The organism is Gammaproteobacteria bacterium, assembly GCA_029862005.1.
GTDB lineage: Bacteria > Pseudomonadota > Gammaproteobacteria.
In genome coordinates, this window is the sequence record JAOTYD010000005.1 from 141,231 (window position 1) to 162,078 (window position 20,848).

27 protein-coding genes are annotated in these 20,848 nt (G+C 53.5%); 16 read left to right on the plus strand and 11 right to left on the minus strand.

What is annotated here, in order from left to right; genetic code table 11:
• The first annotated feature begins 2 nt into the window (after positions 1–2).
• The 7 genes from OES20_05605 (at position 3) to OES20_05635 (ending at position 4,267) form a co-directional block, all read left to right on the plus strand.
• Positions 3–602, plus strand: a complete 600-nt coding sequence (locus OES20_05605) for a dimethylsulfonioproprionate lyase family protein (GenBank protein MDH3634164.1) — start codon at positions 3–5, stop codon at positions 600–602.
• A 7-nt stretch (positions 603–609) separates the two neighbouring features.
• Positions 610–996, plus strand: a complete 387-nt coding sequence (locus tag OES20_05610; GenBank protein ID MDH3634165.1) for an FKBP-type peptidyl-prolyl cis-trans isomerase — start codon at positions 610–612, stop codon at positions 994–996.
• Positions 996–1,700 (plus strand): haloacid dehalogenase type II, encoded by a 705-nt coding sequence (locus OES20_05615; GenBank protein ID MDH3634166.1) that lies wholly within the window; start codon positions 996–998, stop codon positions 1,698–1,700. The genes OES20_05610 and OES20_05615 overlap by 1 nt, the downstream gene beginning before the upstream one ends.
• Positions 1,701–1,722: 22 nt before the next feature.
• Entirely contained in the window at positions 1,723–2,040 is a 318-nt protein-coding gene (locus OES20_05620) for an antibiotic biosynthesis monooxygenase (protein ID MDH3634167.1), read from the plus strand.
• Between the two features lie 211 nt (positions 2,041–2,251).
• Positions 2,252–2,461, plus strand: coding sequence for a cold-shock protein (locus tag OES20_05625; protein ID MDH3634168.1), 210 nt, complete (start codon positions 2,252–2,254; stop codon positions 2,459–2,461).
• Between the two features lie 238 nt (positions 2,462–2,699).
• Positions 2,700–3,518 carry a hypothetical protein gene (locus OES20_05630; protein MDH3634169.1) on the plus strand — a complete coding sequence of 273 codons (819 nt, stop codon included), beginning with the start codon at positions 2,700–2,702 and terminating at the stop codon, positions 3,516–3,518.
• Between the two features lie 11 nt (positions 3,519–3,529).
• Positions 3,530–4,267, plus strand: coding sequence for a sulfotransferase family protein (locus tag OES20_05635; GenBank protein ID MDH3634170.1), 738 nt, complete (start codon positions 3,530–3,532; stop codon positions 4,265–4,267).
• Between the two features lie 89 nt (positions 4,268–4,356).
• Here the strand turns inward: OES20_05635 and OES20_05640 are convergent, their stop codons facing one another.
• Positions 4,357–5,022 (minus strand): DUF1614 domain-containing protein, encoded by a 666-nt coding sequence (locus OES20_05640; GenBank protein ID MDH3634171.1) that lies wholly within the window; start codon positions 5,020–5,022, stop codon positions 4,357–4,359.
• Positions 5,023–5,154: 132 nt separating this feature from the next.
• On the opposite strand from OES20_05640, the gene OES20_05645 reads away from it, so the two are divergent.
• Positions 5,155–5,913 carry a TIGR04219 family outer membrane beta-barrel protein gene (locus tag OES20_05645; GenBank protein MDH3634172.1) on the plus strand — a complete coding sequence of 253 codons (759 nt, stop codon included), beginning with the start codon at positions 5,155–5,157 and terminating at the stop codon, positions 5,911–5,913.
• A gap of 41 nt (positions 5,914–5,954) precedes the next feature.
• Here OES20_05645 and OES20_05650 read toward each other — a convergent pair whose 3' ends face one another.
• Entirely contained in the window at positions 5,955–7,256 is a 1,302-nt protein-coding gene (locus tag OES20_05650) for an acyltransferase (GenBank protein MDH3634173.1), read from the minus strand.
• Positions 7,257–7,462: 206 nt separating this feature from the next.
• Here OES20_05650 and OES20_05655 point away from each other — a divergent pair, with 206 nt between their 5' ends.
• The 3 genes from OES20_05655 (at position 7,463) to OES20_05665 (ending at position 9,484) form a co-directional block, all read left to right on the plus strand.
• On the plus strand, positions 7,463–8,287 hold the full coding sequence (locus OES20_05655; protein MDH3634174.1) for an alpha/beta hydrolase: 825 nt from the start codon (positions 7,463–7,465) through the stop codon (positions 8,285–8,287).
• 68 nt (positions 8,288–8,355) lie between these two features.
• Positions 8,356–8,922, plus strand: coding sequence for a lysophospholipid acyltransferase family protein (locus OES20_05660; protein MDH3634175.1), 567 nt, complete (start codon positions 8,356–8,358; stop codon positions 8,920–8,922).
• Positions 8,923–9,025: 103 nt separating this feature from the next.
• Positions 9,026–9,484: a DUF1499 domain-containing protein gene (locus tag OES20_05665; GenBank protein MDH3634176.1), complete on the plus strand. Its 459-nt coding sequence runs from the start codon at positions 9,026–9,028 to the stop codon at positions 9,482–9,484.
• An 8-nt stretch (positions 9,485–9,492) separates the two neighbouring features.
• Here the strand turns inward: OES20_05665 and OES20_05670 are convergent, their stop codons facing one another.
• Positions 9,493–10,032 (minus strand): Slp family lipoprotein, encoded by a 540-nt coding sequence (locus OES20_05670; protein ID MDH3634177.1) that lies wholly within the window; start codon positions 10,030–10,032, stop codon positions 9,493–9,495.
• A gap of 81 nt (positions 10,033–10,113) precedes the next feature.
• Entirely contained in the window at positions 10,114–10,473 is a 360-nt protein-coding gene (locus OES20_05675; GenBank protein MDH3634178.1) for a cupin domain-containing protein, read from the minus strand.
• Positions 10,474–10,691: 218 nt separating this feature from the next.
• Between OES20_05675 and OES20_05680 the strand changes: the two genes are divergently transcribed.
• Both OES20_05680 and OES20_05685 read left to right on the plus strand, forming a co-directional pair.
• The gene (locus OES20_05680; GenBank protein MDH3634179.1) at positions 10,692–11,441 is read left to right on the plus strand and encodes an AzlC family ABC transporter permease; all 750 of its coding nucleotides are present in this window, start codon (positions 10,692–10,694) and stop codon (positions 11,439–11,441) included.
• Positions 11,434–11,745 carry an AzlD domain-containing protein gene (locus tag OES20_05685; GenBank protein ID MDH3634180.1) on the plus strand — a complete coding sequence of 104 codons (312 nt, stop codon included), beginning with the start codon at positions 11,434–11,436 and terminating at the stop codon, positions 11,743–11,745. Before OES20_05680 ends, OES20_05685 begins: the two co-directional genes overlap by 8 nt.
• 81 nt (positions 11,746–11,826) lie before the next feature.
• Here OES20_05685 and OES20_05690 read toward each other — a convergent pair whose 3' ends face one another.
• Positions 11,827–12,024 carry a hypothetical protein gene (locus tag OES20_05690; protein MDH3634181.1) on the minus strand — a complete coding sequence of 66 codons (198 nt, stop codon included), beginning with the start codon at positions 12,022–12,024 and terminating at the stop codon, positions 11,827–11,829.
• Between the two features lie 107 nt (positions 12,025–12,131).
• Positions 12,132–12,596, minus strand: a complete 465-nt coding sequence (locus OES20_05695) for an Lrp/AsnC family transcriptional regulator (GenBank protein ID MDH3634182.1) — start codon at positions 12,594–12,596, stop codon at positions 12,132–12,134.
• A gap of 134 nt (positions 12,597–12,730) precedes the next feature.
• On the opposite strand from OES20_05695, the gene hppD reads away from it, so the two are divergent.
• Genes hppD through OES20_05710 form a run of 3 tightly spaced genes read left to right on the plus strand, consistent with a single transcriptional unit; the run spans position 12,731 to position 15,371 of the window.
• Positions 12,731–13,807 (plus strand): 4-hydroxyphenylpyruvate dioxygenase, encoded by a 1,077-nt coding sequence (gene hppD, locus OES20_05700; GenBank protein ID MDH3634183.1) that lies wholly within the window; start codon positions 12,731–12,733, stop codon positions 13,805–13,807.
• 20 nt (positions 13,808–13,827) lie between these two features.
• Positions 13,828–14,367 carry a VOC family protein gene (locus tag OES20_05705; protein MDH3634184.1) on the plus strand — a complete coding sequence of 180 codons (540 nt, stop codon included), beginning with the start codon at positions 13,828–13,830 and terminating at the stop codon, positions 14,365–14,367.
• Between the two features lie 2 nt (positions 14,368–14,369).
• Positions 14,370–15,371: a fumarylacetoacetate hydrolase family protein gene (locus tag OES20_05710; GenBank protein ID MDH3634185.1), complete on the plus strand. Its 1,002-nt coding sequence runs from the start codon at positions 14,370–14,372 to the stop codon at positions 15,369–15,371.
• Between the two features lie 46 nt (positions 15,372–15,417).
• On the opposite strand, the gene OES20_05715 is transcribed toward OES20_05710, so the two are convergent.
• The 5 genes from OES20_05715 to OES20_05735 form a co-directional block, all read right to left on the minus strand.
• Entirely contained in the window at positions 15,418–15,678 is a 261-nt protein-coding gene (locus OES20_05715; GenBank protein MDH3634186.1) for a hypothetical protein, read from the minus strand.
• 198 nt (positions 15,679–15,876) lie between these two features.
• Positions 15,877–17,163, minus strand: a complete 1,287-nt coding sequence (locus tag OES20_05720; protein MDH3634187.1) for a Coenzyme F420 hydrogenase/dehydrogenase, beta subunit C-terminal domain — start codon at positions 17,161–17,163, stop codon at positions 15,877–15,879.
• Positions 17,156–18,250: an aromatic ring-hydroxylating dioxygenase subunit alpha gene (locus OES20_05725; protein MDH3634188.1), complete on the minus strand. Its 1,095-nt coding sequence runs from the start codon at positions 18,248–18,250 to the stop codon at positions 17,156–17,158. Before OES20_05725 ends, OES20_05720 begins: the two co-directional genes overlap by 8 nt.
• 177 nt (positions 18,251–18,427) lie before the next feature.
• Positions 18,428–19,441, minus strand: a complete 1,014-nt coding sequence (locus tag OES20_05730; protein MDH3634189.1) for a sterol desaturase family protein — start codon at positions 19,439–19,441, stop codon at positions 18,428–18,430.
• Positions 19,442–19,546: 105 nt separating this feature from the next.
• Positions 19,547–20,791, minus strand: coding sequence for a rhodanese-like domain-containing protein (locus tag OES20_05735; protein ID MDH3634190.1), 1,245 nt, complete (start codon positions 20,789–20,791; stop codon positions 19,547–19,549).
• Between the last annotated feature and the right edge of the window lie 57 nt (positions 20,792–20,848).

The following is a 20,848-nucleotide window of genomic DNA, read 5'->3' on the forward strand; positions in this document are numbered from 1 at the left end:
GTGTGCAAATTAAAGACCTGGAACTGCTAGACGTCGTGCGCGAGTTTACACTCGCGCATCCACATCCGGCGGTGCAAAGGTTCAGTGATTCAATGCGTGACTGGGGCGATGACTGGATTGCGGTTGAACCTGCCCATCTGCCCGCGGCAAATCTCCTGGCCGGGGCAATCGCCAGTACCGATCAGCATACCTGCCCACTGGTGGAGACCTTCGAACGGCATAAAAACCACCTGTGCTGGGAACAGAGTTATCGTAAAGAGGACGACGTCGTGCCGGATGCAATGCTCGAAGGCTACGCCTTTGCCGAAATTATCGGCAAGCAGGGTCCGTTCGTTAGCGACCGTATCCGTGCCGGTATCGGTATATGGGGACCGCGAATCGTATACCCCCGCCATCAACACCAGGCCGAGGAGATATATATCGTGCTGGCCGGGGCCGCCGAGTTTAAAATCGGCGAGGTAAAGGAAACCCGGTACCAAATCGGCGATGTGGTTTCGGTCGAATCCAATACCTGGCATGGTTTTCGTACCACCGATCAAATCCTCGTAGTTTACTATTTATGGCAGGCCGGCGACCTGCGTCAGACTTCCAGCTTCGGGTAGCCGAACCTTGAGGCGCAGCGGGATAGAAATCATTGCCGACAGTCCGGGTCAGGGAGCGCCCGTCGAACGACAGCATATTTACCACCTGCGTTTGAAAATGTGGCTGAACCGGGGCGAGCCGATTCGCTGGGAGCATCCCTGGGGCCTGATCGATCGCGCGCGGCTCGAAGACGATGGAGAAACGCTGTTTACCGATTTGCGTATCGATCGCGAAAACCTGTTTGTGGGATTGTTCCAGGGTATCGAAGGCATGCGTATCGGGGGTACGCGCAAGTTGAAAATTGCGCCGCACCTGGCTTACGGTAAAACCGGCATCCCCGGCAGGGTGCCCGCAAACGCGGTGATTATTGCCGAAATCGAATTTATCGAAGAAAGAAAACGGGGTATTGAGTAATGAATGATGCCGCAGTAAAGCCTAAGGTTATCGCCTTCGACGTGTTCGGCACCGTGGTCGACTGGCACGGTTCGGTTTCTCGCGAGGTCGCCGCGATGAACCTCGGAGTGGATGCAGATGAATTCGCGCTCGCCTGGCGTGCCGGTTACAAGCCTGCGATGCGCGCGGTCATGGACCAGGGCGAATGGGTGATTCTCGATGACTTACATCGCCGCATACTCGATCAGGTACTCGTTGACTTCAAACTCGACTCGCTGATCGAGGCCGACCGCGAACATCTGAACCTGGTATGGCATCGCCTCGATCCCTGGCCCGATTCGGTCGAGGGGCTTACCCGACTGAAAACGAAGTTTATCGTCTGCTCGCTATCGAACGGCAATATCGGGCTGTTAACCGAAATGGCCAAAAATGCCGGATTACCCTGGGATTGTATCTTGAGCGCAGAGAATTTTAACAAGTACAAACCCCATCCGGACACCTACCTCGGTGTGGTCCGCACCTTCGCCAGTGCCCCCGGCGAAGTCATGCTTGCCGCCGCGCATCACGGAGATCTCGAGGCGGCACGCAACTGCGGGCTTGAAACCGCCTACATTGAACGCCCGTTCGAATACGGCCACAAGCAACCCAAGAATATTGCCCCGTGGTCTTCGAATACGTTGCACGCTACCAGTATCGTTCATCTCGCCGAATTGCTGGATTGTTAAACCCCTGACCACCGGAATAATCATGAGCCTAATCGCCAATACGCCTGAACCACCCTACTACGCGGTAATATTTACCTCGCTGCGCAACGACGATATCGAGGGTTATGCCGAAACCGCCGCCCGCATGGTTGAACTGGCCGCGCAGCAACCCGGTTTTCTCGGGGTTGAATCAGCACGCGAGGAATTGGGTATCACGATTTCCTACTGGACCGATCTCGACTCGATCAGGAAATGGAAGGCTCAGGCCGAACACCGCGAGGCTCAGAAAATGGGGACGGAGAAATGGTATTCGACTTATATGACGCGCATTTCCCTGGTTGAAAGGGACTATGGAAAGTAAAAAAGCTGTCGAAAAAACCTTACAAATTGGTTGACTTTACTCGAATTACCTCTAAAGTTCGCATCAGCTTGAATCTAAGTCTAAAGTTTATTCCCTCTCCTCGAAGTATCTCAGTATTCTCTCGTTCTGCAGTCAATAAGTTATAGCTCTGGTTTCCGGCGACATCGCCTTGTTTAAGGTTTTATTTTTTATTTTCAAATAGGTACATATTATGTCTGAGAAGACTACCGGCAAAGTTAAATGGTTCAACGAAGCAAAAGGTTTTGGATTCATCGAGCGTGAATCGGGACCTGACGTATTTGCACACTTCAGCGCGATTCAGGGCACAGGTTTCAAAACCCTGACTGAAGGACAGCAGGTTGAGTTCACGGTTACCGACGGCCAGAAAGGCCCGCAGGCTGAGAACATCGTAGCCATCTGATGCTTTGCTGATGCCTGGTCAACAGTCGGGCATACAAAGTTTCAAAACTTGAAAGAGCACGGCCAACCGGCCGTGCTTTTTTTATACGCAATCCCCGATCATAAGGGCGATGACACACTGAGCCAACGGGGGACTGACCCGAGTGCTACGAGGTGAAGCATCCCTGTAAAATGACTTGCCTTGATTGCCACCCGAAGATATAAATCATTTGATTAAGCAATCTCTCGGGTAAGTCACCATGAAGCCAGAACGCTGGAAAATACTAAAGCACAAGTTGTTTACCTACCAGGTCGGCTTTACCTCACCACCGCATGACTTTGACGCGGCGCCAAGCGATTTTCTGCGCATCAGTGCGGACAACGTCGGTGCCCATGGACGCATGCTGCACGTGCCTGAATACGAGCATGAGCTAACCCAACGAGTCGATAACTTTCACCTACTTGAAGAATTCGTGCACTGCATGTCGAATAACGGTGCCGATGTCTGCGGACAGGTGGGCACCAACTGGGTACATTGCCAGGGCACGACTCCGGATGAAATCAACGATATCTGCAACCGCATCGGCGATACCTATGAAACCCCGTTCCATATGGCCGGTTACTGCGTAGTTGAAGCGTTGCGTGACATGGGCGCCGAAAGAATCGCGCTGAATTCGGTCTATTACTGGCCCGACTGGCGCGATGGCTATGCCCGATTCCTCAGGGAAGCCGGATTCGACCTGGTTTATTATGCCAATTTCACCGACATGGGCTTTTTTAAAACCCAGCGGGAATGCAACGAGTGCATCTGGATTTTCGACGGCGACCTCGCCTTGAAATCGATGCAATACGTCGTTGAACAGGCACCCGATGTTGATGCCATCGTCGTCAACGGCATGCCCAACTTCCGCCGTGCTGACGGTTTGCCGCAGCGCATCGTATCGCTGGATCGTGAACTCGAAGCCGCGGTCGGAAAACCGATCGTATCTTCGGATACCGCGCTTTACTGGCGCATCTTTAAATCGCTCAGTACCGCCCCGATCGGCAGTCACGGGCAATTGCTTACCTCGTTACAGTAGTAGTCCGCTTGATGCACAAGATACTGGTACTCTGGGCCACACCGCGTTCGACATCGACCGCGTTTGAATGGATGATGCGCATGCGCGGCGACATGACCTGTTTCCACGAACCTTTCGGTGAAGCCTGGTACCAGGGTGAAGACGCACGCTGGCCGCGTATTAAACCGGACACCCCTCGTACCCCGGGTCTCACTTTTGACAGCGTCTGGCAGGAATTGAAATTAGCGGCTGGTAAAGGCCCAACCTTTTCCAAAGATTTCCCACACTACATCGAGCACCTCTGGAGCGATGAATTTCTTGATCATTTCAACCACAGTTTCCTGATTCGTGACCCGGCCAAGGTCGCCACGTCGATGTACAAGCACTGGCCCGACTTCGTATTGAAGGAAATTGCCTTTGTCGAGCAACGCGCGTTGTTCGACCGGATGACCGATAAACTGGGCAGACCGCTCCCGATTATCGACAGCGATGATTTACTGGAAAATCCGCACGGCATCGTTAGAGCCTATTGCAACGCGGTCGGCATTACGTACATGGAGGAAGCGTTGAGTTGGGAACCCGGACAACGCGACGAGGTGAGTTGGTACGACGGCGGCTCGTGGCACGCCAACCTGCGTGATTCCACCGGATTGAAGCCACAGCCACGACAATACATCGATATTTCGGAAACGCCGGATCGGGTTCGGGAAATTTACGAAACCGTGTTGCCCCACTACCAGCATCTTTACCAATGCCGAATTACGGCCTGAATACAGCTCGCCTGAAGCTGATCAAACTGCCGCTATTCGATGCCGACAGTTTCGCCCGCAGAGGCGGATACGACTGGCAATACCCTTGTTCAGGCCAGCAACACGGCTACAATCCCGGTGAAGAAAATGCCATCAAAAGTGCCTGCACCGCCGATAGAGGCCACCGGTGTGCCGAGTTTACGGATATCGGGCAGGCGCATCAGATCCGCGCCGATCAATACTCCCAGCGTGCCGCAGATGTAAGCCATCGGGGCGCTGTTTTCCGGTGCCAGCAGCAATGCCGTCACCGCCGCCGTAACCGGCGCGATGAACACCGGGATACCGATACCGAGGCCGGGTATCGGTCGACTGAAAATCCGACAGCACAGGGTGACGATGGCAATCGCCGGGATCACCTGGATCAACGGCAGTTGATTAGTCATGACCAGGTAAACTGAAAAACTGACTGGAATCAGCGCTCCACCGACGTTAACGGCGATGATTGTCCTTCCCGTGAACGGCATCGGGCGGCCGAACAACAGACCACGAAACATTCGCCTGGCCTCGTCGGATGGCTCTTCTGCCTGTATCGAAAAAAGGGGCAGATTGATTGCGCTGCCCATCAGGGTACAGGCGAGTAACAGCATCGCCGAATGGGTTGACAGGCCCAGTTTGTCGAGCGCTATCGTAAATGCACCCACCTGGATGATGATCACTACCAGGATAAGAATAAAAAGCAGTAACAGAAACTGGTAAGCCGAGAAAGGTGTGCGCATTTACTTGGTTGCCGGTCAGGTGGACCTGGAGAGTATCCCAATGCCGCGCTATGAATAAAAGAACATTTCTGCGTTGATAATCTATAATGCTAAATAATTATTCATCGAATGAACCACATTACGAGTTTTATTATGAGATCAAACCCAGGCATCCCGGTTGCTGCAGTCCTCGCGTTAGTGTTTTCAGGCCCTGGACATGCGGACTTTGTCGGTTTCAGTATCGGAGCGTCCTATTGGTCGCCAGACCTGTCCGGAGAATTTAACAGCGCCGGCGAGGCCAGCATCGATCTGTCGGATGACCTCGACGTCGACGATCCGTCCCAGTCATCTGCGGTTTTAAGCCTAGAGCATCCGGTACCCTTTTTACCTAACATCAGGTATCAGGATATTGACCTTGATAGCGATGGCAGAAACACGCTTAGCGGCAATATTACCTTTGAGGGAGAAACCTACAGCGCGGGTGAAAGCGTTCGCACCACCTTCGATTTATCGCATAGCGACATCGTCCTGTATTACGAAGTACTGGATAACTGGGTAAACCTCGATATCGGTCTCGACCTGAAGCGTTTCGATGGCAAGGTGTCGATGGTCGGAAGCACCAATACCACCACCAGCAGCATCAACATCGACGAGACACTTCCGCTGCTTTACCTGTCAGCAAGATTTGATCTACCGTTTAGCGGCTTCTACATCGGGGCAGATATCAGCAGTTTTAGCATCGACGATAGCAGCGCCGAAGACGCCACCATTAAATTGGGTTATGAATCAGGCAGTGGGCTTGGTATCGAGGGCGGACTGAAGACCTTTTCCATCGAGCTAGACGATGCTGATGACCTCGATACCGATATCGAGTACGACGGTGCATTCATCAACGGATACTTCCACTTCTAGGGATAAAGTAAGACGCCGAATCAGTTTATCTACGGAGTTCGCTACCTCAAGCCCGGCAGCAGACCACTAACACCTGCACCGATAGCGACCAGCGCGAATGAGCCCAGATCGAGTCCCGGCAGTGGTCCTCCACCAACGCCATACAATGCCAGCAGCGCAACTCCAAGGCAAATCATCATCGCGCCCGTTACCTGGCGTAACGGCGATGCACTGGATAGATCGGTACTGCGTGACACTCGCTCCAACGGCGAAAGCAGCAAGGTTAACGGCAACAGCAACACAATTAAAGTCGCCATCCACAGCGGGCGGGAAAACCACCAGGCTAGAGTACCTGGCTCCAGGCCCAAACCCAATCCGTCCGCGAGGTAAAGCAAGCCGATTAACACGATCATTAGCGTGATGTGCCACAGGTACACAGTCATGATCATGCTGTTTATCAACACCGTAGCCGTCCAAAGCCGCAGGTTCATCAATGCCCGCCGCATTGGATTCTCCACCGCCAGCAACAGGCCAAACTGAAATATTCCAAGCGCCACCAGCGTGATTTTCGGCGGTGTGGTATTCGACAAAGCCTGGTCAGGTGAACCGACCATTGCCAATGGATAGGGACCCGGGAAAACCAGTACCCACATGGCCGATACCGCAACCAGCGAATACAGGATAAGCCGCCCCGGGCTACCCATGCGACCGTCCCGCCATGCATACCCCAGGTTGTGGATCGCGAGCCAGACCCAGAAGTAATTACTCCATCCTGCCCAACGCACGTCCGCGGCGAAGAAAGCGACGTCCATCACAACCGCGAGTGTTACCAGTAACCAGAATGACCCAAATCCCAGACGTCGCCAGAACGCGTAAGTGGTCGGTGCCAGTATGACCACCATGATATAGATCGCGAGAAACCAGGTGGGTATCAGGGAAGCCCGTGAAGCCAACTGAATCACTTTCGGGCTGACATCGAGGAAATGCATGATGACCGCGATCAGGGCCCAGACTGCGAGTAAAACCAGCAGTGGCGTGACAAGCCGGTGCAGGCGCCCGGCCAGCCATCCTCCATAGTTAATGCCCTTGCGCTGTGCGCTTTCGAGAGAAACGGCGTTGGCATAGCCGCCAACAATAAAGAATACCGGCATTACCTGGAACAACCAGGTAAGCCACTGGGTCTGGGGCTGAATTCTGAACAGATGCTCGCTCGTTAGTGTGCCGTCGACATAGTAAGCGGTCGTAATCAACCAATGCCCGAGAATGACGATAACGATCGAAACCGATCGCAGGAAATCAACATATCGATTTCTGTCCCGTGGTGTCTGTGCCGCTAAATCGGCCGCCTGAGCCCATATTCCCATTGATCCGCTCCACTTGCTGGATATCCGTGGGTATTGTTGTTGATCCATGATACCCCAGTAACCGCGGTCAGCAAGCTGGCATTGATTTTACAGGCCACAAGCGCTTTGCCCGGGCGCTACCCAAGCTGCTGCGATCATTTGTCATTAGTGAAATCGCAGCTTTCTCGGATATGATTGCCACGATAATCGATTTGATAAACATTGAAATGGCCAGTATCTGGAAACTGCTGCTCTTCGGCGCCGTAATTTATGTCGCAATCATGGCTCTTGTTTACTACAAGCAGTCAAGTCTGATTTATTATCCGAACATCCCGGGTCGGAATCTCGTTGCGACTCCGGAAAACATCGGCCTTGGCTACGAGGACGTCGAATTTACGACCCGGGACGGGATTACGCTGCATGGCTGGTTCATTGCGAATAAAGCCGCCAGGGGGACACTGCTGTTTTTTCATGGCAATGCCGGCAACATTTCCCACCGCCTCGAGTCAATCAATATCTTCCACGAACTCGGGCTTAGTGTTTTCATTATTGATTATCGCGGTTACGGGCAAAGCGAGGGTAAAGTTTCGGAACAGGGAACCTACCGCGACGCCGAGGCCGCCTGGGAATACCTGACCCAAACCCGGAACATTGCCGCCGATAAGGTCATTATCTTTGGTCGATCATTGGGAGCCTCGGTTGCAGCCTGGTTATCCGGCAAGCACACCCCCGCCGCATTGATTATAGAATCCGGCTTTTCCTCGGTTCCGTCCATGGCAAAACGGATTTACCCCTTCTTACCCGTCCACTGGCTCGCGAGTTTCAAATACGACACCGCCCGTTATATTGCGAAGATTTCCTGTCCGGTGCTGGTTGCACACAGCAAAAATGACGAGATCATTCCCTTTGCTGAAGGACTCGAAGTTTTCGAAGCTGCACCTGAAGCAAAGCAGTTTTTGGAAATGCGGGGCGGGCATAATGACGGATTCCTGGTGAGCCGATCAATCTATGTCGCCGGGCTGGGATCATTTATCCTGGAAAATCTAGAATAGACCGGAATTCACAGTTCCGGCTTTGGAAAATCGGTCTGCTTCGGAGGCATCACCTGTATCGCTATACTTTGTTTAATACCCCGATAGTAAGCCAGTTCTTTTACGGATTGTCGTGGCTGTGGTTGCGCGTGGCGGGCTGGAAAATCAAGGGCTCCCCGCCCCTTGAACCCAGGTTTGTCATAATCGCCTATCCCCATACCAGCAACTGGGATGTACCTTTCACGATTGCGATCTGCATGATGTACCGGTTGAAGATTTACTGGATGGGCAAAGCCAGTTTATTCAAGGGTCCAATGGAGCCCGTCATGAAATGGCTGGGAGGGATACCGGTAAACCTGGATCAATCACAAAACCTGGTGCAACAGACAATCGAGGCTTTTAACCGTTCAGACGAACTTGTCATCGCAATTGCACCGGAAGGAAACCGGTCTTACGTTGATCGATGGAAGACCGGTTTTTATCATATTGCTGCAGGCGCTGGGGTGCCGATCGCCCTTGGTTTTCTCGATTTCGGAAAAAAGGAAGGTGGTTACCTGGCAAGTTACTTTCCGACTGGCGACGTCGACGGGGATATTGCCTTAATCCAGGCGCGGTACGCGGGCATAGTGGGGAAGTACCCCGATCAATCGAGATAGCTGTAACCGTTATTTCAAGACCGTTTGATGTTCCAGGTTACGAAATGATAAGGTTTCGTCCTGCATTGCAACCCACAGCTTCTCCCGGAGTCAGGAAAATACAATGTTGAAGATGATTGCAATTATAACCATCGCCCTGATTCTGCTTATTATCGCGACCCTGTTTGTGCTTGGTTTCATGTCAAAATCCGACGAGGCAAATGGGTTGGTCGAGGGTCGACTGTCACAATGTCCAGACAAACCCAACTGCGTTTGCAGTGAATTCAAGGCGGATACTGATCACTTTATCGAACCACTGGCAATTTCGTCAGAAGATGCGGCCGATGTTATGTCCCGGCTTGTATCGGTCATTCGAGAAATGGGTGGCAACATCCGGCAGGAAAACGATGATTATCTCGCTGCCACTTTCACATCGGCAATTTTCAGATTCGTGGATGACCTTGAAATCAGGATCGACCGGGAAACTAACCTGATCCACTTGCGCTCGGCCTCGAGAGTGGGCCACGGTGATCGCGATGTCAATCGAAAGCGAATAGAGCAGCTTAAAAGATCCTTCCGCTAGATTTAACTTCAGTGATAGTGTGGATAGCGATAATGAGGCCAGTGATGGTAATACCGGAAATCATAATACCAGTAGGGTGGCGGATAGTAGTAAGGATCACGGATCTTGGACCTGGCTTTCCACAGGTAAGATCCCTCCACGGCCACAATCGGGAACAGGTATTCATGCTCACCGATCGGTCGCTCGGCTTTGCCTTCGATGGTACCGACTACGGTTAACGGTCGACCAACTTTGTACACCACCGGGTCGACGAATCCTTCGAAGCTTGCGATGAAGCGTCCATCGCTCTTGTCATTCGATCTGGGCTTGCCGTTATCGAACAGTTTATGACGCACCAGTTCGATCCAGGTTTGACTGGCCTTGTTCTCCACCTTGGTGATGACACCACCCCAGCGAACTTCGGCACCCAGGAAACTGTCTATGTCCATTCGTACCCGCGTCAGCGAGGGATTCTCGGCCGGAATCTTGCTGATCGCTGCCGGCGGCTTGCTCGCGCAACCCCCCAGCAGCACCAGCATGACAAGAGTTATGTTAAGTTTTCGCATCATTGTTTCATACAACCATGAATCCCGGCCTGCCGGGATGACTCATATCAAATTTGTGTGAAAGTCAGACCGGCAATCGGGATTTCAGTTCAAGTCGGCAAAAAACACCTTGGTCACCTCTTCGCTGATATCCCAGATAACGCGTTCTCCTTTGCGCGTGAAAACGCTGTCCCCGGGCCCACAGGAAAATGTTTCACCACCAGTCCGGGTCAGGGTCAGTCGACCGCGAATAATAGTTTGTAGCTCGTCACCGAGTTCCGTACATTCGAACGCGCCCTCGGTGCAGGACCAGATTCCGAGGCGATGCGGTCCACCGTTGGCACCGTGGTCGAGCCGACCCGAGGCGCGCGGGGTACCACGCAGAATCTTGTAATCCGAGGCCGGATTATCAAACGGCCAGGGCTCCAGGTCGTACTGTAATTCGTTCATTCCATACTTGTGCATGCTGCTTCGCTCCGGCTGACTCGAATGGATATTGCAGGGTCAGCAGTATAACGGATAGTGCGATTGTCGGGCTTGAAAATAAATGCGGCTGATACAATGCCTATGTTATTGTCACGGCTTCAGAATAAAATCAACAAGCCCGGGTTTTTCAGATTGTCCAGCCAATCCAACGCCGCCTCGCTTATGTCGCGCGACTCGATGGGGTACGTCTACATGATGTGCACCGCAACCGCGGTCATCTTTTTACCAACTTCGGCAAAACCGGTACGCCCCGCGTCATGACGACCTGGCAAAGCGCACTGCACGGAGTACGTACCTCCGGGGATTATTTCCTCTCGACTTTCATTTTCGGCGTCATGTTCGGCATTACCGCGGCTGCGATCGGCATCGAGAACTGGCACGCAATGTTAATGAGCGCGTCGGTATTCACCGCCTCCGGCCAGTTCGCGGCGCTGGAATTCTGGCAGGCACCTTTACCGTTCGGTACGATTGCGTTATCGGTGGCGCTGGTCAGTTCGCGTAACCTGCTGCTCGGCATGGCGATGACACATCATTTTGACGGGCATAGCCTGCGACGGCGTATCGTCTGGTTGTTCATGCTCAATGACCCGGGCGTGGTCAACAGCTTCCGCATGGACGATGACGTCGACCGCCTCGGCTACGTCACCGGCTACGGTGTGTCGATGATGACAAGCTGGCTCTGTTCCACCTTCATTGGACTCAACGCTGCACATTGGTTTGCAGCCATGGACCTGGGTGCAGTCGATTTCGCAGGGCCCCTGGTGATGGCGACCATGATGATGCTGTTTTTCAAGGGCTCCAAATCACGGCCGACACCGTGGATCGTGGCTGGCGTTGTCGCGCTCGTCCTGTTTGAACTGGGTGCCGCTGACTACCTGATTCTGCTGGGCTCGGTGTTTGCCGGTATGGGGGTCTCGATAGTGCAGGTGCGCCGCGCTTATGGTTGAAGCCAACGCAACCCTGGCTGCAATCGCGATGATTGCGGTTATCGTCTACCTGACCCGGATAACCGGCTATTTCATCGGTCTGCAGTTACGCCATATTCGAGGAATACAGCCGGTACTCGAGGCACTGCCCGGCTGCGCTTTCATGGCGATTCTGGCGCCTGCGGTCAGGCAGGGCAGCGTCAGCGAAATCGTGGCGATGACCTGCGTGGTATTAATCATGTGGCGCAGCAACAACGTTGTGATCGCAACCGCGACCGGCATGGCAGTTCTACTGCTTGGCGGCCCCTACCTCGACGCCGGTTGATTCCGGGATATCGAGGGTGGTGCTGGTATTGTTGGTGCCCACCCGGTGAACTTTCCAACAGACGCCGAACCAGAAATAATATCAATCCGATTGACTACCAAACTCTTTCGCCAGCGAATCGACAACACCCCTGATGATCTCAATAAACAGATCCGTCCCCGCCTGGTCATTGGCACGGCGACATGCATTTAATCCCGAAAGTGCGATATTGTAGGCCGCGTGATAATTGCCTCTGTCGACAAAATCATGAATCCGTTTCGTCTCTGTTTCGATGTTCATTTTAAAACCTGCAAACTCACCAAAAAAGCACGGGATTCGACACAATATACCAAACCGGTATTGCATCACAAACCCTGGCTGCCGGACTCCATGAGAAACGAGAAAATCTAATCGGCAAGCGGCAACACCGTTGAATACTTCACGCGTTTTAATACGAATGTTGAGCTGGCCGCACGCACTGCGTGATGCTTCAGTATTTCGGTGTTGAGGAAGTCCGTGTAGGAATCCATATCATGCGCGATGACTTGCAGCATGTAATCACGTTCACCCGACACTGAAAAACACTCGAGCACCTCGGGCAGGCGACGCACGTGGTTCTCGAATTCGCGGCGATTTTCATCGGTATGCTCGGTCATAGCGACCAGCAGTAACACCTCGATCCCGAAACCCGCCAGTTTCGGATCGAGCAATGCGACTTTCTCCCGAATCAGCCCGGCCTTCTCGAATTCCTGAATGCGCCGCCAACAGGTTGAGCGCGAAAGGCCGGCCTCCTCGGCCAGGTCGGCCTGGCTCCGCGTGACGTCGCTTTGCAGCACTTGCAGCAGGCGGCGATCACTTTTTGAGAGCTTCATGGGCGATTATCTCTAATTATTTTATAAACTGATCAATATGTTTCAAATTATAATATATTAAGTCACCATTTGGGCACAAATTTCATAAAAATTGGACATAATGTTGTAATTAAATTTGCGTTATGGAGCAAGTCGTGCCAGATGCCTTTGACAACCCCATGGGACTCGACGGTTTCGAGTTCGTCGAATTCGCCGCACCCGATCCGAAGCTGCTCGAGACAGTTTTCCATTTACTGGGTTTCGAGGCAGTTGCCCGCCATCGTTCAAAGGACGTTACGCTGTATCGCCAGGGCGGCATCAATTTCATCATCAATAACGAGCCGCAAAGCCACGCGGCCTATTTCGCACAGGAACACGGCCCTGCTGCCTGCGGCATGGCATTTCGCGTTAACAACGCGCACCACTCGTATGCGCGCGCACTCGAACTCGGCGCTCAGCCTATCGATGTTCCGACGGGACCGATGGAATTACGCCTGCCCGCGATCAAGGGTATCGGTGGTACACCGCTTTACCTGATTGACCGGTATAAACGGGGTAACACGATTTATGACATCGACTTCGAGTTTTTCGACGGCATCGAACGGCGTCCACAAGGCTGCGGCTTTATCGAGATCGATCATCTCACACATAATGTTTATCGCGGTCGCATGGATTACTGGGCCAGTTACTATGAAAACCTGTTCAACTTTCACGAGAGTCGTTACTTCGATATCAAGGGTGAATACACGGGCCTGTTTTCAAAGGCAATGGTGGCACCGGACGGTCGGATTCGCATCCCGCTCAACGAAGAGTCATCGAAAGGCACGGGGCAGATCGAGGAATACCTGATGGCGTTCAACGGCGAAGGTATCCAGCACATCGCGCTGTCCTGCGACAATCTCTACGAGTGCTGGGATCGGTTACAGTCCCGCGGCATGGAATTTATGACGTCACCACCGGATGTTTATTACGAAATGCTCGAACAGAGACTGCCCGGGCACGGCGAACCAGTCGATGAACTCAAGTCGCGCGGCATCCTGCTCGATGGTTCAACCGAGGACGACGATCCCCGCTTGCTACTGCAGATTTTTTCGACCAACATGATCGGTCCAACTTTCTTTGAATTCATTCAACGTAAAAAAGACGAAGGCTTCGGTGAAGGCAATTTTACAGCCCTGTTCGAGTCGATTGAGCGCGATCAGATCGCGCGCGGCGTAATTGACAAAGGGTAATATATAGCGAGGATTAACCAGTGGAATTGAAACGTATTCACCACGTGGCTTACCGCTGCAAAGACGCCAGGGAAACTGTCGAGTTTTACCAGCGTGTCCTCAACATGGACTTCCAGATCGCGTTTGCCGAAGACAGGGTACCCTCGACCAAGGAACCGGATCCATACATGCACGTGTTTCTCGACGCCGGGATGGGTAACGTACTCGCATTCTTCGAACTGCCAACGAAGAAACCAATGGATCGCGACCGCAATACGCCGGAGTGGGTGCAACACATCGCGTTTGAAGTCGAGGATTATGATGCACTGCTAACTGCCAAAACACATATCGAGTCTCAGGGTATCGAGGTCATCGGGCCAACCAACCACGGTATCTTTCAGTCGATCTACTTCTTTGATCCAAATGGTCATCGTCTCGAGCTCGTCGCCAACACACAGACGCAGGAGCAGATCGAGGAACTGAAGCGCATCGCACCGGCGATGCTCGAAGAGTGGAGCGAGACCAAAAAAGCACCCCGCCACGCGGCCTGGTTACATGAACTCGAGTTCACGGGCGACTAGCCATGAAGCTGGCCTCGTTGAAAAGTGGTCGGGACGGAGAACTCGTTGTCGTTTCACGAGACCTGAAAACCTGTCGCTCAGCAGGCAGTATTGCGCCAACGCTGCAGTATGCGCTCGACAACTGGGATGATCTTGCCCCCGCTCTTGAAAAGGTCGCCGTAAAAGTTGAACAGTGGGGAGATGAATTCGATCAGGCCGCCTGCGCGTCACCGTTACCGCGTGCTTACCAGTGGACCGACGGCTCCGCCTACGTCAATCATGTCGAGTTGGTGCGCAAGGCACGCGGGGTCGAGATGCCGGAAAGTTTCTGGACCGATCCGCTTGTTTACCAGGGTGGCTCGGATTCGTTTATCGGGCCTCGCGATGCAATTCTTGCCGCAAGCGAAGACTGGGGCATCGACTTCGAAGCCGAAGTCGCGGTGGTGACGGGTGACGTACCGATGGGTGTCAGTGCGGAAGACGCAGCGCAGTATATACGCCTGGTCATGATTGTGAACGATGTTTCATTGCGTAACCTTATCCCGGCAGAACTGGCCAAGGGATTCGGCTTTTTCCAATCGAAACCATCGAGTGCCTTCGCACCGGTCGCCGTCACGGTCGACGAACTGGGTGATGCGTGGCAGGACAACAAGCTGCATTTACCATTGTTGTCGTTCCTGAATGGCGAACGTTTTGGTAAACCCAATGCCGGCATCGATATGACGTTTGACTTTGGCCAGCTGATTGCACACGCGGCAAAATCGCGGCCGCTTACGGCAGGCTCGATCATTGGTTCGGGCACTGTGTCGAACAAGCTCGACGGTGAGCCTGGCAAACCGATTGCGGAGGGGGGTGTAGGTTACTCGTGTATTGCCGAGCTTCGCACTATCGAAGCAATCGACCTGGGCGCATCGAAAACCTCGTTTCTAAACTTTGGTGATCGTGTCCGCATCGAAATGCTCGACGCGACCGGTGCTTCGATCTTTGGCGCCATCGATCAGGTGGTCAAGCATCACGAGGTTTGACCGTGCATTAAACCGAGGTAACACCATCGGATCGATCCAGGCCAGGCTATTTGAATTTACTCAGATGGATGACGATTTTAATTCGGCTGGCCTTGCGCCGAATTTTTGTCAATCTCGCCTCAAGATTCGTTATTTCTTTCTTCAGGAAAAGCAATCTGTGCGAGGAAGGGTCATCCGCCTCCAGTTGCGCAAACACTTTTCTCGACTCATTTATCGATCTGATCAGCTTGGTTTCATCGATAGCGAGACCCAGACAGGTTAAAAGGCGACCTGTCGATGTTGGTTCAATTTGGGGGGAGATATCCATAAGCACCTCGTCCCTGTTCCTGATAACACCCCATACTACACAGGCCAATGAAACATCCACATCACCCATATGGGTTAAATTGACCGGAATACTGCATGGGCCTCTACTTGCGACCAGTGGTCATTATTCCGGCGAAAGCCGGAATCTATTAGTGGTGCTGCAGGAAACTCAGCCGGGCGTGGCCCGGGTATGTTTTGGCTAAGCCGTTGAATGGGATGCCGGCTCTGGGGTCGGTTCGGTGGCCTTGCCAATTTCGATGCGCTTGCGTGTGCCCTCGCGTTGAAACTGGTTGGCTTCATCGGGTAATTCCTGTGCGAGTTCGGCAATCCGCAAGCGTTCGGTTTGCGGTACGATACGCCCGGCATCCCTGAGGCCCTGGTGACGTGCCCAGGCCGCGTATTTCTTATTGACCTGGTGGGGTTGATAAACGCTGACGGTATCCGGAACGATATCGTATTCGAGCGTTAAAGCGCCAGCCGCCGCAGCGGCCGCGATCAACGCCTCGCCGGCCTGGGTGCGCGCGATGATCGCGTTGATCCCGGGATCGTCGACACTCCCCTCGCGCGTTGGCGAGCCACCGATCCAGGTATCCAGGGCGGCGATATCGGCCGCCTCGCCAATCGCATCCGGACAGATCTTGCAGCGGAACGGCAGCTGCCAGGAGGTCTCGTCTTCACCCCAGTAATCGATGTAATGAAATTCCTGTACCCTGTCTCCGCTCTCGACCCGCGTCGGTCCCGGACAACCGCGACCGCGATATCGCAATGCGGTGACCTTGTCCGGATCGATACCCATGCGCTTGTAAAACTCGATCGTTCCCCGGGGTGTACCGTAACCACCGCAGACCAGTGTCAGCCAGTACTTGACCTGTTGATCGACACGCTCATCGAGCCTGGCGTAATTCCTGAGTGCCGAGACATCGCAGGGTTTACCGATAAAGGCAAAAGACTGGTTACGATCAAGCACCTCACCGATGTCGATAAGCGGTGCGGCAGGGCCATAGCGTGAACCGGCCGCTTCTATTACATCGGCCTCGGTGAAGCTTAAAGTGCGATCACCAAAGCTCGGTTCGTACGCGGACGTCTTGACGTGCAGGATAAAATCCACCCGTTTTGATTCGAGCAGATAAATTCCTAACGCGGTCAACACACCCCCGGTGGAACCTTCGAAGCGCACTTCGGGATCACCCGCCCAGGCGCGTACCATGCGCCGCCATGGCCCCCAGACATTATCATGGCGCGTGTCCGGTTCGATCAATCGCTCAGGCAAACCTTCGACACGGGTGCCGGGACAAACCGCGTAGATACGATCGACAGTTTCATGGTCGAGCTCAGCTTCAATCACTGGCGTCAGGTAACCATTCAGCGTCTTGGTGACCCGAACCCGATCCCTGCCCGCCACCGACTGACATAGCCCGCAGCCGATACAAAGCCCCTGCTCGACGATCGCGTTCAGGCGTTCAACCGGAGTCTGGCTATCACTCATAACCCGCTCCCATGGCTTCGCGCCAGAGCTGTTGAATCGCAGCCACGGCATGTTCGGAATACTGAGATTTTACGGCATCGATCATTAACGGACCGGACTCGTAAGCGCGGCTACCCAGACCCTGTTGCACCTGCGCCATAACTGCACTGTCCTCGCTGAAGGTGGTTGCAGCGTGATGCCTGATTAACTCCCTTTCCCAATCGGCCAGCGTTGCGCTCGGGAAAAACCAGTCGACGGTAAGATGGGTGCGGTCGACACCCAGCGGCGTCCATTTCCAGCAATGCACCCGGCCGCCCGGGTAACTCTGGAAAGCGAAATTCGGCCATAGCCACCAGGCGACAAAGTCCGTCGCGTCCGAATCTTCGAACTGGTAAACCCTGCTGTCTCCGGGTTGGGAGCCTGACAGGTGTTTCTGGGATTGCGCGAAAATCCGGATGCGGTAGGAATTCATATCGAGTACCCCCGTGGTCAGTTCCTTGTGAATCAGCTCACAGTGATAGCACTCGGAATAATTTTCGATTGCGACCTTCCAGTTACAGTCGAGTAAAGCCTCGGTACGATGTACAAAAGTTAATTCAGGCAGCCTGGGCGCATAGGCACCGAGATCGACCAGCAATTCGGGCGCCAGTTCTTTCAGCGGTCGCGCATCATCATCCAGATTAATAAAGACCAGCCCGTGCATGATCTCTACCCGGCAAGCCCTGAGGGCGTAATTAGAGGTCTTAAATCCGGCGACATTTTGGGCATTGGGCGCGGAAACAAGCTCGCCACGGGTATTGAAGGTCCAGGCGTGATAAGGGCAGGCAAAGCGCTTTTTGCAGCCTTCCGCTTCAAGCAGGCGTGATGCACGGTGCGGACAAACATTGTAAAAAGCGTTGATCGTGATGTGGTCTTCACGTATCACGATAATGCTTTCCTTTGCCAGTTCACAGACGACGTAGTCACCCGGTCGAGCCAGCTTTTCGACGTGACAGGCATATTGCCAGGTCGATGCAAATATTAGCTGCTGTTCGGCATCGTATATCCCGGGATCGATATAAGCCTGTGCCGTCAGGGATTGAATTATTGCTGCTTGCTGCTTGCTCATATCCAGTCCCCCACAGGCTAATTATTACCGATTTGGTCTCGCAGTAAGCGTCGAGTCCAGCCATCTCCACGGCCTGTCCCATACCGGGTGATGCAGCGCTCAATCAACCATCGAGCCCAATTGTAAGCATAGTTAGCTCTCGATCAACAAGCTGTATATCAATCGAAACGGTAACACTCAGGAGACTGCTTTTTGCTGGTACAACAGACGACGCCTTTGCTTGATCCAGTCGTCACCCTGTGCGGTGCCATCGTGATAGGTTTTAAACCATTGATCCCACGGTGTTTCAAAGGTGCCGTAGTTACAGTCGAAATAGCGATGATGCAGCTGGTGGAAGAAATCGCCCATGCGAATTTTAATGTGTTTGCCAAGCACCAGGTTCTCGAACCCGGTATGCGAGGTTACCGCGGTCAAGGCATGGAACTGCAAAATGAAAATTGCATGAATCGGGTGAGAAAATATAAACAGGAAGATTAATACACTGGTCAGCCAGATCGAGTGCTCGATCGGGTGCATCGCCGGTCCCGACCAAGGACCGGTATTGGTGTTCTTGTGGTGCCAGCTGTGTGCAATCTTGTACAGGAAAGGCACGTGCAGCAGGCGATGTTGCCAATAGAAGTGAAAACCGGCCCACCAGGGGGTGACAAACAGCAGCAAGATAAACCAGGCGGGATTATCGCTGAATGCCAGGTAAGGCGCGATGCCGTTGGCGTAGGCCCACATCATTAAGACTTCGTAAGCAGTCCAGAAACCCACCGCGCTGGTCAGTACCCAGAACATGTTGTCCCAGACCTGGTTATTGAAATGAAACTGTTTCGAGTTACGCGCGAGGTCACGCGGATCATACTTGCCTTCATCGCCCTGCTTGCTGAAAGTGTACATATACAGGTGCAGGCCACCTGCAACCAGCAGCATCAGCAGGAAATTGCGCAGCCAGATTTGTGCAATCCAGTCGAAAGCGAATTCGCGGCAACGCTCCAGAGAAGGAGAAAAATAAAACCAGGTAAAAATCGAAAGTCCGAGTACGTAGATACGCACACTGAACGGACTCCAGGATGCCGCGATGTAACGCAGGATCTTACCGGGCTGCGGCGGCCAGTGATAAAACGGCGCCATCTGGTCGTCGAGGTCTGGATGAAAATGCCACTTCCGCTTGCCCTTTGGCTGGCCCGCCGTGGTTGTTTCAGTCATGCCTCACCTTCAATTATCACACAATTAACCTGCGCGGCAGTGTGTTGAAAACCCGGCCTTGAATCCAATGATATTTTTCGATTGCATGCCTTCGAAAATCAGATATCACGCGGTTGACATGTATGGCGCAGCCGGCTCGCCGGGTAGCAAATCGATCAACGCCATTTCCCAATCCAGGTAGGCGCGATTTTCGGCCATCAAGGCTTCATGATTACTATAGTCGCTGGGGTCCAGATCGCGAGTTTCAACTGGACTCGCAACACTACCCGGCCCGAATTCCAGATTCTCCTTGTCGTCGTCCAGGGAAAACACGAATACACGCCGCCAACCCATGCGTCTCAACCAGACCGCGGTCGTAATCGCTCTGACCCGATCACCATCGATCAGGATAACCGTGGCATTACGCACCACCAGGTAGCGATCAACATTCTGTACTAAATGTCCACCCGGCACATGGATCGAACCCTTGATATGCCCCGCCTCGTATTCTTCGCGACTGCGCACATCGATCAGGTAACGGCTGCGATGTGCCTGTACGGCAATCGAGCTGACACGATCGATGTACCAACGCGCTGCCATCTGCTTCGCGGTGGCGCGAATCGTCGGCAGCGCATCGGGCGCCGGTTCAGGAATTGACAACTGGTTGCCGTGTTCAAGCTCAAGGCCTTCGAACTGCCAGGCCATGGTGCCATTTTCGAGCGCGTAGACTCGTTTGCAGCCCGCATCAACCAATGTCTGTGCGCCGATAATACTGCGGGTTCGTCCGCCGCAATGCACCACGATCTCGGTTTCGGGATCGTCCAGTGGGAGCACCCGGTAAATCAGCTCGGCGCCCGGGCACAGCATCGCTCCCGGAATGCAATAGCTTTCGTGTTCCTCGGCAGTACGCGAATCGATCAGTAGCAGTTTGACGCCGTTTTTCTGTCGATGGCTTAACTCGGCCGCTGTCATCGCCGGTGTCCCACAAAACTTTTCGATAAATTCACCAAAAGCTTTCCCAGGCACGCTGACACCCGAAAACACGGCACCACCCCTCTCTTTCCAGGCGGGGATACCGCCATGGAGAACCGCGATATTCGAGTAGCCGCAGGACGCCAGTATTTGAGCCGCCCGTTCGGCTTCGCCGCCACCGGCGTCGCATAACACGCACAGGGTATGCGCAAGCGGTACCGCTGATTCAATCGATTGTTCGAGCTGGTTTACGGGAAGATTACTGGCAGCCAACAGGTGTCCCGACGCAAAATCCGCTGCATCACGCGGATCAATAACGGCGAACTCGGTATCGCCGCGAAACAGCATCCGAAACTTGTCGATTGATACTTGCTCTATCGTGTTTCCATCGTTTGTCATTCCGTCCAATCCTGTCATCGGGGCGGGCGGCACGACCGCAATACATCGATACCCGCC